Here is an 11,139-nt window from a genome sequence, read left to right as displayed (position 1 = left end):
CCACCCCGGCGTTGAGCGCCAGGAGGTTGGTCTGGAAGGCGATCTCGTCGATCACGCCGACGATCTGGCCGACCTGGCGCGACGAGGCCTCGACCCCGCCGATGGCGGCGATGGTGTCCTGGACCACCGAGCGCGAACGGCCGGCCTCGGCCTGGGCTTCGCGGACGGCCTCGTGGGCCCCGCGGGCGCCCTCGGCGGTGCGGCGGACGGTGACGGTGACTTCGTCCAGGGCCGCGGCGGTCTCTTCCAGGCTGGCGGCCTGCTGCTCGGTGCGGTCGGAGATGTCGGACGAGGCGTCGGCGATATTGCCGGCCCCGGTGTTGAGGGCGCCGACGGCGTCGACCACGGCGCTCATGGCCGTTTCCAGGCGTTCGACGGCCTGGTTGAAGTCGCGGCGCAGGCCCTCGTAGTCGTGGGCGAAGGGCTGATCGAGGCGGACAGTGAGGTCGCCGTTCGACAGGCGCTCCAGGCCCTGGGCCAGGCTGTCGACGACCACGCCCTGCTCGCGGGCGGCGCGGGCGTCGCGGGCCTGGGCGGCGGCGCGCTCGGCCTCGCTCTGGTCGCGGTGACTGGCGGCGTCGGCCTCGATGCGCTGTTTGGCCTCCGCGTCGTCGCGGAAGGCGTGGACCGCGTCGGCCATCAGGCCGATGTCGTCGCGGCGGCCGGCGAACGGCAGGGCCACCGACAGGTCGCCCTTCATCAGCCGGGCCATGGCCTCGCGCAGGGTCTTCAGCGGCGACAGCTGGCGGCGCACGGTCAGGACCGAGGCGACGCCGCCGGCCAGACCCAGCACCAGGCCGGCCACGCCCAGCCAGGCCAGCTGGCGATAGACGGGGCCGAAATAGTCGGCCTTGGGCACGCCGACGAACATCACGCCGATCACCTGGCCCGAAGCGTCCTTGATCGGGTCGTAGGCGACGAAATAGGCGCGCTTGAGGATCTGGGTCTCGCCGCGATAGGCCTCGCCGCGACCGAGCACGGCGTCATAGACCGGACCCTTGGCCAGGGTGGTGCCGACCGCGCGCGAACCGTCGGGCTTCTCGACATTGGTGGTGATGCGGGTGTCGCCCATGAACACGGTGGCCACGCCCCCGGCCAGGGCCTTGACCCGGTCGACGCCGGCCAGGTCGCCGTTCAGGGCGTGGTCGCCGACGAACAGCTGGTCGCCCTCGCGGCGGAACGCCTGGCCCTGGCGGCCGATGACGTCCCAGGCCACGCGCATGCTGGTTTCCTGCTGGGCCACGGCCTGGCGCTTGGCGAAGCCGAGGGAGCTCCAGGCGACGACGCCCAGCAGGCCGGCCAGGAGGACGGCGAAGGCGGCGGCGATGGTCAGGCTGACCTTGGTGGAAATATCCGAGCGCATGGGGTCCGGGCGAAGGGAGGAATTTGCCCTGTTCTCGCCCGTAGCGACTGAAATTTCATTTAACGCGCTGAAATAACGCGAGTCTTTTTACATTCCCGCGTTCTATTCGAGGTTGCGTCACGCGGCCGGCGTGGCCTTGGCCGTGGGCGTGGTCAGGGCGCCGTTGCAATAGCGCTTCCAGGCTCGCCAGTAGCGCGGATCCAGATGGGCGCAGCCGGCCTGGGTGATCGCCACCTCGGCGTCGTACCAATCGGTCTTGGGCTCATCCATGTACTTCAGGACCAAGGCCGGGCACTGCTTGCGGGCCTTTGGCGAGAGGTTGTCGCCGGCGCGGTGGATGATGTAGCCGGCCGCGCCGGGCGTCTTGACCGCGATCATGCCGGTCCAGGCCTGTTCGGGCTCGGCGGCGTCGACGCACAGGGCCTTGCCGCGCTCGGACTGGCTGATCACCGGGTTGCGGAACATCACCATTTCCGGCCGCTCGAAGCTCTTGGCGATCTTGCTCGTGGTCTCGTCGACGAAGGCCTTGTCGGCGGCGGCGAAGTCGTCGGAGGGCTTGGGCTCGGGGACCGGCTTGGGCGCGCAGGCGGCCATGGACAGCGCCACGCACGCGGCGGCGACCCAAACACTGCGAACCATCGACGTCCCCCGACGCTGCGCCCGCCCCCTGCCCTGGGGCTTACGGCAAAACAAAAGAGCGGCCGGGTTTCCCCGACCGCTCCTTGTCTAGCACAACCTTTGGGGTTGTCTCCTGGCCGATTACTCGGCGTCGGAGAGCGCGATTTCCGCCGGCAGCGGCTCCATCGCCTCTTCGCGCTGCTGGGCCAGCTGCTCGTCGCGCTTGGCGGCGACGCGCTGCAGGCTGCGCAGGTAGGAACCCGTACCAGCGGGGATCAGACGACCCACGATGACGTTTTCCTTCAGGCCTTCCAGGGTGTCGGTCTTGCCGTGCACCGAGGCTTCGGTCAGGACGCGGGTCGTTTCCTGGAACGACGCGGCCGAGATGAAGCTCTTGGTCTGCAGCGAGGCCTTGGTGATGCCGAGCAGCACCGGCTGGGTCACAGCCGGACGGCCGCCGCGGGCGATCGCCTTTTCCTGTTCCTTGTCGAAGTCCGGCTTATCGAGGTGGTCGCCCTTGATAAGGCCGGTGTCGCCGGGCTCGAGGATCTCGACCTTCTGCAGCATCTGACGAACGATCGTCTCGATGTGCTTGTCGTTGATCGGCACGCCCTGCAGACGATAGACCTCCTGGATCTCGTCGACGAGGAAGTTGGCCAGGGCCTCGACGCCCAGGATGCGCAGGATGTCGTGCGGATCCGGGTTGCCGTCGATGATGTACTCGCCGCGCGTGATGAAGTCGCCATCATGCACCGCGATGTGCTTGCCCTTCGGGATCAGGAACTCGACCGCTTCGCCCTGGTTGCCGTCTGCGTCGACTTCCGGGGTGATCTTGATGCGGCGCTTGTTCTTGTAATCCTTGCCGAATTCGACACGGCCGTCCATTTCCGCGATGACCGCGCAGTCCTTCGGACGGCGGGCTTCGAAGAGTTCGGCGACGCGCGGCAGACCACCGGTGATGTCCCGGGTCTTGGCGCCTTCGGTCGGGATACGGGCGATGACTTCACCCGGCTTCACTTCGTCGCCGTCGGCCACCGAGAGAATGGCGCCGACCGACAGGAGGTAACGAGCCTCGCCGCCGTTCGACAGACGCTTGTAGCTGCCGTCCTCGGCCAGCACGCCCATGGCCGGACGCAGGTCCGAACCGCGGGCCGACGCGCGCCAGTCGGCGATGACGCGCTGGGCGATGCCCGTCGCTTCGTCGACTTCTTCGCGGACCGAGAAGCCGTCCACCAGGTCTTCGGCGCGGATGCGGCCGCCGACTTCGGTGATGATCGGCGTGGTGTAGGGGTCCCAGTCGGCCAGGCGCTGGCCGCGCTTGACGGTGTCGCCGTCCTTGATCTTCAGGCGAGCGCCGTAAGGCGGCTTGTAGTTTTCGCGTTCCTTGCCGTCGACCAGCACGCTCACGGCCGTGTTGCGGCTCATGACGACCAGCTGGCCGTCCGACCCGATCACGGTGGCGCCGGTCACGCGGACCACGCCGTCGTTGCTGCTTTCGAAGAACGACTGCTCGGCCACCTGGGCCGTGCCGCCGATGTGGAACGTACGCATGGTCAGCTGCGTGCCCGGCTCACCGATCGACTGGGCGGCGATGACGCCGACAGCTTCACCGATGTTGACCGGGGTGCCGCGGGCCAGGTCGCGGCCGTAGCAGGCGCCGCAGACGCCGATCTTGGCTTCGCAGGTCAGGACCGAGCGGACCTTCACCGACTGGACAGCCGCCGCCTCGATGGCGTCGGCCATGTTCTCGTCGATGTAGGTGTCGGCCGGAGCGACCAGCTCGCCAGTCGCCGGATCCTTGACGTCCTCGGCCGTGAAGCGGCCCAGGACGCGGGTGCCCAGCGAGACCAGCACGTCGCCGCCTTCGACCACGGCGCGCAGGGTGATGCCCTTCGTGGTGCCGCAGTCTTCCTCGACGATGATGCAGTCCTGCGCGACGTCGACCAGACGACGGGTCAGGTAACCCGAGTTGGCCGTCTTCAGCGCGGTGTCGGCCAGACCCTTACGGGCGCCGTGGGTGGAGTTGAAGTACTCCTGAACGGTCAGGCCTTCCTTGAAGTTCGAGACGATCGGGGTCTCGATGATCTCGCCGGAGGGCTTGGCCATCAGGCCGCGCATGCCGCCCAGCTGCTTCATCTGGGCTTGCGAACCACGGGCGCCGGAGTGGGCCATCATGTAGATGGCGTTGATTTCCTTCTCGCGGCCGTTCTCGTCCTTATGCTTGGTCTGCAGCTCGGCCATCATCTCGTCGGCGACGCGATCTGTGGCCTTGGCCCAGGCGTCGACGACCTTGTTGTACTTCTCACCCTTGGTGATCAGACCGTCGGCGTACTGCTGCTCATATTCCTCGGCCAGGGCGCGCGTCTCGGCGACGATCGCTTCCTTGCGCTTCGGAATGATGATGTCGTCCTTGCCGAACGAGATGCCGGCCTTGGCGGCTTCCTTGAAGCCCAGACCCATGACCTGGTCGGCGAAGATCACCGTCGCCTTCTGACCGCAGTGGCGGTAGACGATGTCGATGAGATTGCCGATTTCCTTCTTGGTCAGCGCCTTCTCGATCAGTCGGTGACCGATCGCGGGGTGGCGCGGCAGCAGGGCGGCGATCTTCATGCGGCCCGGGGTGGTGTCGATCACGCGGCGACGCGCCACGCCATCGGCTTCCACTTCGGTGAAGCGCGACTTGATCTTGGCGTGCAGCGACACGACGCCGGCGTCCATGGCCGCTTCGATTTCGCCCAGATCCGAGAAGATCTTGCCTTCGCCCGGCTCACCTTCGCGAGCGACCGACAGGTAGTACAGACCCAGGACGATGTCCTGCGACGGCACGATGATCGGACGACCGTTGGCGGGCGACAGGATGTTGTTGGTCGACATCATCAGGACGCGCGCTTCCAGCTGAGCTTCCAGGCTCAGCGGGACGTGCACGGCCATCTGGTCGCCGTCGAAGTCGGCGTTGAACGCGGCGCAGACCAGCGGGTGCAGCTGGATGGCCTTGCCCTCGATCAGCTTCGGCTCGAACGCCTGGATGCCCAGACGGTGGAGCGTCGGGGCGCGGTTCAGCAGCACCGGGTGCTCGCGGATCACCTCTTCGAGGATGTCCCACACCTGGGGCTGTTCGCGCTCGACCATGCGCTTGGACTGCTTGACGGTGCCCGACAGGCCCTTGGCGTCCAGGCGCGCGTAGATGAACGGCTTGAACAGCTCGAGCGCCATCTTCTTGGGCAGGCCGCACTCGTGCAGCTTCAGGTCCGGACCCACGACGATGACCGAACGGCCCGAGTAGTCGACGCGCTTGCCGAGCAGGTTCTGACGGAAGCGGCCTTGCTTGCCCTTCAGCATGTCGGCCAGCGACTTGAGGGGCCGCTTGTTGGCGCCCGTGATGACGCGACCGCGACGGCCGTTGTCGAACAGGGCGTCGACCGACTCCTGCAGCATCCGCTTTTCGTTGCGGATGATGATGTCGGGCGCGCGCAGCTCGATCAGGCGCTTCAGGCGGTTGTTACGGTTGATGACCCGGCGATAGAGGTCGTTCAGGTCGGACGTGGCGAAGCGGCCGCCGTCCAGCGGCACCAGCGGGCGCAGTTCCGGCGGGATGACCGGAACGACCGTCAGCACCATCCACTCGGGACGGTTGCCCGACTCCTGGAAGGCTTCCAGGATCTTCAGGCGCTTGCTGAACTTCTTCTGCTTCATGTCCGACACGGTGCCGGCCAGTTCCTCGCGCAGACGCTCGGCCTCTTTTTCGAGGTCGATGGCCTTCAGCAGGTTCTGGACGGCCTCGGCGCCGATCTCGGCGGTGAAGCTGTCGTCGCCGTACTCGTCCTGAGCGCGGATGTAGTCGTCTTCCGACAGCAGCTGGTGCTGCTTCAGCGGGGTCAGGCCCGGCTCGGTGACGATGTAGTATTCGAAGTACAGGACGCGTTCGATGTCCTTCAGCGGCATGTCGAGCATCATGGCGATGCGCGACGGCAGCGACTTCAGGAACCAGATGTGGGCGACCGGCGAGGCCAGCTCGATGTGGCCCATGCGCTCACGGCGAACGCGGGCGAGGGTGACTTCCACGCCGCACTTTTCGCAGATGATGCCCTTGTACTTCATGCGCTTGTACTTGCCGCACAGGCATTCGTAGTCCTTGGTCGGGCCAAAGATACGGGCGCAAAACAGGCCGTCACGCTCGGGCTTGAACGTGCGGTAGTTGATGGTCTCGGGCTTCTTGATCTCGCCGAACGACCACGAGCGGATCTTTTCCGGCGAGGCGAGCGAGATGCGGATCTGGTCGAAGGTCGGCGTGGCCTGGACCGGATTGAAGATGTTCAGGACTTCCTGGTTCATCTTGGTTCCTTCTGCGGGACTACCCGCGAAAATTCTAAGTCAGAGAGCGGCTGATGGAGGGCCCCTCCCCCGCCTTCAGGCGGGAGAGGGAGATCCGGATCAGCTGTTCTCCAGCTCGACGTTCAGGCCGAGCGAGCGCATTTCCTTGACCAGCACGTTGAAGCTTTCCGGGATACCGGCTTCGAACGTGTCGTCGCCGCGGACGATCGACTCGTAGACCTTGGTCCGGCCGGCCACGTCGTCGGACTTCACCGTCAGCATTTCCTGCAGGGTGTAGGCCGCGCCGTAGGCTTCCAGAGCCCACACTTCCATTTCCCCGAAGCGCTGACCGCCGAACTGGGCCTTGCCGCCCAGCGGCTGCTGGGTGACCAGCGAGTACGGACCGATCGAACGGGCGTGGATCTTGTCGTCGACCAGGTGGTGCAGCTTCAGCATGTAGATGTAGCCGACCGTGACCGGACGCTTGAACTGCTCGCCGGTGGTGCCGTCGAACAGGATCGACTGACCCGACGCGTTGACGCCGGCCATTTCGAGATGGCTCTCGATGTCCTCGATGCGAGCGCCGTCGAACACCGGGGTGGCGATCGGAACGCCCTTGCCCAGGTTCTTGGCCAGCTCGACCAGGTCTTCCTCGGTGTCCGGCAGCTCTTCGTCCGGGCCGTAGACGTCACGCAGACGTTGGACCAGGGCGTCCTTCTGACCGCCGTGCTGCCAGTCCTCGAGCAGACCGGTGATCTGCTTGCCGAGGTTGGCGCAGGCCCAGCCCAGGTGGGTTTCGAAGATCTGACCGACGTTCATGCGCGAAGGCACGCCCAGCGGGTTCAGCACGAGGTCCACGTGGGTGCCGTCGGCGAGGAACGGCATGTCCTCGATCGGCAGGATGCGCGAGATGACGCCCTTGTTGCCGTGACGGCCGGCCATCTTGTCGCCCGGCTGAAGCTTGCGCTTCACGGCCACGAAGACCTTGACCATCTTCATGACGCCCGGGGGCAGTTCGTCGCCGCGCTGCAGCTTGTCGACCTTGTCTTCGAAACGACGGTCGAGGCGCTTGCGGTTCTCGTCGAACAGACGGCGGAGGCTTTCCAGTTCGCCCATCGCCTTCTCGTCGTCGAGCGCGATCTGCCACCACAGGCCCGAGGCCACCGAGGCCAGGCCTTCAGCGGTGATCTCGCCGCGCGACAGGCCCTTGGGGCCCGACAGCGCGTTCTTGCCGATCAGCAGGTCCTTCAGGCGGCCCGAGATGTTGCGGTTCAGGATCGCGAACTCGTCGTCGCGGTCCTTGCCCAGACGGTCGATTTCCGAGCGTTCGATCGCCAGGGCGCGCTCGTCCTTGTCGACGCCGTGACGGTTGAACACGCGCACGTCGACGATCGTGCCGGCGACGCCCGGGGGCAGGCGCAGGCTGGTGTCGCGGACGTCCGAAGCCTTCTCGCCGAAGATGGCGCGCAGCAGCTTCTCTTCCGGAGTCATCGGGCTTTCGCCCTTCGGCGTCACCTTGCCGACCAGGATGTCGCCCGGCTGGACTTCAGCGCCGATGGCCACGATGCCGGCTTCGTCGAGGTTGCGCAGGGCTTCCTCGCCGACGTTCGGGATGTCGCGGGTGATTTCTTCCGGACCGAGCTTGGTGTCGCGGGCCATGACTTCGAATTCCTCGATGTGGATCGAGGTGAAGACGTCGTCACGGACGATGCGCTCGGAGATCAGGATCGAGTCTTCGAAGTTGTAGCCGTTCCAGGGCATGAACGCGACGAGCGCGTTGCGGCCCAGGGCCAGTTCGCCCAGCTCCGTCGACGGACCGTCGGCGATGATGTCGCCGGCGCTGATCTTGTCGCCCACGCGGACCAGCGGACGCTGGTTGATGCAGGTCGACTGGTTCGAGCGCTGGAACTTCGACATCCGGTAGATGTCGACGCCCGAGCGGGCCGCGTCGGTTTCTTCGGTGGCGCGCACGACGATACGGGTGCCGTCGATCTGCTCGACGACGCCGGTGCGCTTGGCGATGACCACGGCGCCCGAGTCACGAGCCACGACCGCTTCCATGCCGGTGCCCACGAGCGGGGCGTCCGACTGGACGAGCGGCACGGCCTGACGCTGCATGTTCGAACCCATGAGGGCGCGGTTGGCGTCGTCGTTTTCCAGGAACGGGATCAGGGCGGCGGCCACCGACACGACTTGGCGCGGCGACACGTCCATCAGGTCCACCGTCTCCTTTTGCAGGAGGGTCGGTTCGCCGTTGATGCGGCCCGGAACCAGGTCTTCGAGGATCTCGCCTTCGACGACCTTGATGTTCGACTGGGCGATGACGTGCTTGGATTCCTCCATCGCCGACATGTAGACGACTTCGTCCATCGGCTTGCCGTCCTTCACGCGACGGTACGGGCTCTCGATGAAGCCGTACTTGTTCACGCGGGCGTGGGTGGCGAGCGAGTTGATCAGACCGATGTTCGGGCCTTCCGGCGTTTCAATCGGGCAGATCCGGCCGTAGTGGGTCGGGTGAACGTCGCGGACTTCGAAGCCGGCGCGTTCGCGGGTCAGACCGCCCGGGCCGAGGGCCGAGAGACGACGCTTGTGGGTGATTTCCGACAGCGGGTTCGTCTGGTCCATGAACTGCGACAGCTGCGAGGAGCCGAAGAATTCGCGGACGGCGGCGGCCGCCGGCTTCGCGTTGATCAGGTCGTGCGGCATGACGGTGTCGATATCGACCGACGACATGCGCTCCTTGATCGCCCGTTCCATGCGGAGCAGGCCGACGCGGTATTGGTTTTCCAGCAGTTCGCCGACCGAACGCACCCGGCGGTTGCCGAGGTTGTCGATGTCGTCGATTTCGCCGCGGCCGTCGCGCAGGCCGACCAGCAGCTTCAGCACGGCCAGGACGTCTTCCTTGCGCAGGACGCGGACTTCGTCCGAGACTTCCTGCTCGAGGCGCATGTTCATCTTCACGCGACCGACCGACGACAGGTCGTAGCGCTCGGCGTCGAAGAACAGCGACTTGAACATCGCTTCGGCGGCTTCGACGGTCGGCGGCTCGCCCGGACGCATGACGCGGTAGATGTCGAACAGCGCGTCTTCGCGGACGGCGTTCTTGTCCACGCGCAGGGTGTTGCGCATGTAGGCGCCGACCGTGACGTGGTCGATGTCGAGCACGTCGATGGTGTCGAAGCCTTGGTCGGCCAGGGCCTGGATCGTCGGGACGTCCAGCTCGTCGCCGGCTTCGGCGTAGATCTCGCCGGTCTCGAAGTTGACGGCGTCGCGGGCCAGGTAGCGGCCGGTCAGGGCTTCCGGACCGAGCAGCAGGGTCTTCAGGCCGGCGTCGGCGAACTTCTTGGCGTTGCGGGCGCTGATCTTGGTGCCGGCCGGAGCGATTTCCTCACCCGTGTCGGCGTCGACCAGGGCGACTTCCGGCTTCACGCCGCGCCAGCGCTCGGCCTTGTACGGGGTGGCCCAGCCGCCCGCGCGCTTTTCGAACGGGACGACGTCGTAGAACGTGGTCAGGATCTCTTCGCCGTCCATGCCCAGGGCATAGAGGAAGGTCGTGGCCGGCAGCTTGCGGCGGCGGTCGATGCGGACGTAGACGATGTCCTTGGCGTCGAACTCGAAGTCGAGCCACGAGCCGCGGTACGGGATCACGCGGGCGGCGAACAGCAGCTTGCCCGAGGCGTGGGTCTTGCCCTTGTCGTGGTCGAAGAACACGCCCGGCGAGCGGTGCATCTGCGAGACGATGACGCGCTCGGTGCCGTTGACGATGAAGGTGCCCTTGTCGGTCATGAGCGGGATGTCGCCCATGTAGACGTCCTGCTCCTTGATGTCCTTGACGGACCGGGCGCCGGTTTCTTCTTCGGTTTCGAACACGATCAGGCGCAGCTTGACCTTCAGCGGCGCGGCGAAGGTCATGTCGCGCTGAATGCATTCTTCAACGTCGTACTTCGGCTCTTCGAATTCGTACGAGACGTATTCGAGCACGGCGCGCTCGTTGAAGTCCTTGATCGGGAACACCGACTTGAAGACCGCCTCGACGCCTTCGTCGCGACGCTGGCCCGGACGGACCTCGCGCTGAAGGAACTGCTCGTAGGAGGAGCGCTGAACCTCGATGAGGTTCGGCATCTGCACAGCTTCGGGGATGCGGCCGAAAGACTTCCGGATCCGCTTCTTGCCGGTGAAGGATTGCGCCATGTTTTTTCCCTGCGGCGCGGACGGAATCCGCGCGTGAATTCGAATGCCTCGGCGTCCACCCTCGCCGCTCCCCTGGTCGGAGAACGTCGGACGCTGGAATTCCCCTAGCGAGCGACCGGGACCGGAAGCTCGATGGGCGCCCCTTCGCGCGGATCGGAGGGCGGCTGATCGCGCCTCGGGGCGTTGAAGAGCGGACGTGCGTGGACGCACTCCGCCGAAATGTCTTCGTGAACGGGCGGATATAGGGGATCGAAACGCGGATGGAAAGGGGGAAATAGCGCCCCATTCGACGGCGTCGCTTCGTTTCAGCAGGGATACGCCCGCTCAGCCCCCTTCCGGGGACGAAGGATCGCCATGCCCGCCGCCGCCCAGCCGTCCCTCAGGCGCCCCACCCCGCCCGACGCCTCGACCACCCTGGTCTCGCCGATGCAGCGGATCGCCGACCGGATCGACGAGGTTTCGCCGGTTCCGCGCAAGCTGATGATCGCCGCCAGCGCCGACCTGGCGGCCGGCGATTTCCAGGCCGCCGAGAAGAGGGCCATGGCCGCGGCCCCGCACGGCGGCCCCCTGGCCCTGCGGCTTCTGGGCTTCGTCTACGAGCGCGCCGGCGCGCTCCCCAAGGCCTTCACCGCCTTCCAGGCCGCCCATCGCCTGGC

General features: G+C 66.4%; 5 protein-coding genes. 1 reads left to right on the top strand and 4 read right to left on the bottom strand.

The window, feature by feature from the left end; translation table 11 throughout:
- From DMC18_RS12785 to rpoB, 4 genes are all read right to left on the bottom strand, one after another.
- On the bottom strand, positions 1-1,363 hold a 1,363-nt coding region (locus tag DMC18_RS12785), incomplete at its 3' end, for a methyl-accepting chemotaxis protein (RefSeq protein WP_110132976.1).
- A 117-nt stretch (positions 1,364-1,480) separates the two neighbouring features.
- Positions 1,481-2,002: a hypothetical protein gene (locus tag DMC18_RS12780; protein WP_146218062.1), complete on the bottom strand. Its 522-nt coding sequence runs from the start codon at positions 2,000-2,002 to the stop codon at positions 1,481-1,483.
- Positions 2,003-2,122: 120 nt separating this feature from the next.
- Positions 2,123-6,313 (bottom strand): DNA-directed RNA polymerase subunit beta', encoded by a 4,191-nt coding sequence (gene rpoC, locus DMC18_RS12775; RefSeq protein ID WP_110121628.1) that lies wholly within the window; start codon positions 6,311-6,313, stop codon positions 2,123-2,125.
- A 99-nt stretch (positions 6,314-6,412) separates the two neighbouring features.
- A complete protein-coding gene (gene rpoB / locus DMC18_RS12770; RefSeq protein ID WP_110121629.1) occupies positions 6,413-10,483 on the bottom strand; it encodes a DNA-directed RNA polymerase subunit beta in 4,071 nt (1,356 codons plus the stop codon).
- 354 nt (positions 10,484-10,837) lie between these two features.
- On the opposite strand from rpoB, the gene DMC18_RS12765 reads away from it, so the two are divergent.
- Positions 10,838-11,139, top strand: a 302-nt coding sequence (locus tag DMC18_RS12765; protein ID WP_199232568.1) for a hypothetical protein, incomplete at its 3' end; no start/stop codon positions are given.

The sequence above is a fragment of the Caulobacter sp. D5 genome, from assembly GCF_003185805.1.
In the GTDB taxonomy this organism is placed as follows: domain Bacteria; phylum Pseudomonadota; class Alphaproteobacteria; order Caulobacterales; family Caulobacteraceae; genus Caulobacter.
The sequence above is the reverse complement of the archived record's forward strand: the minus strand, read 5'-3'. Positions and strand labels throughout refer to the sequence as shown.

What these genes read in the sequence shown, in the direction of transcription:
- DMC18_RS12780 (WP_146218062.1), bottom strand. Translation starts at nt 2,002, where the DNA reads ATGGTTCGCAGTGTTTGGGTCGCCGCCGCGTGCGTGGCGCTGTCCATG.
- rpoC (WP_110121628.1), bottom strand. Translation starts at nt 6,313, where the DNA reads ATGAACCAGGAAGTCCTGAACATCTTCAATCCGGTCCAGGCCACGCCG.
- rpoB (WP_110121629.1), bottom strand. Translation starts at nt 10,483, where the DNA reads ATGGCGCAATCCTTCACCGGCAAGAAGCGGATCCGGAAGTCTTTCGGC.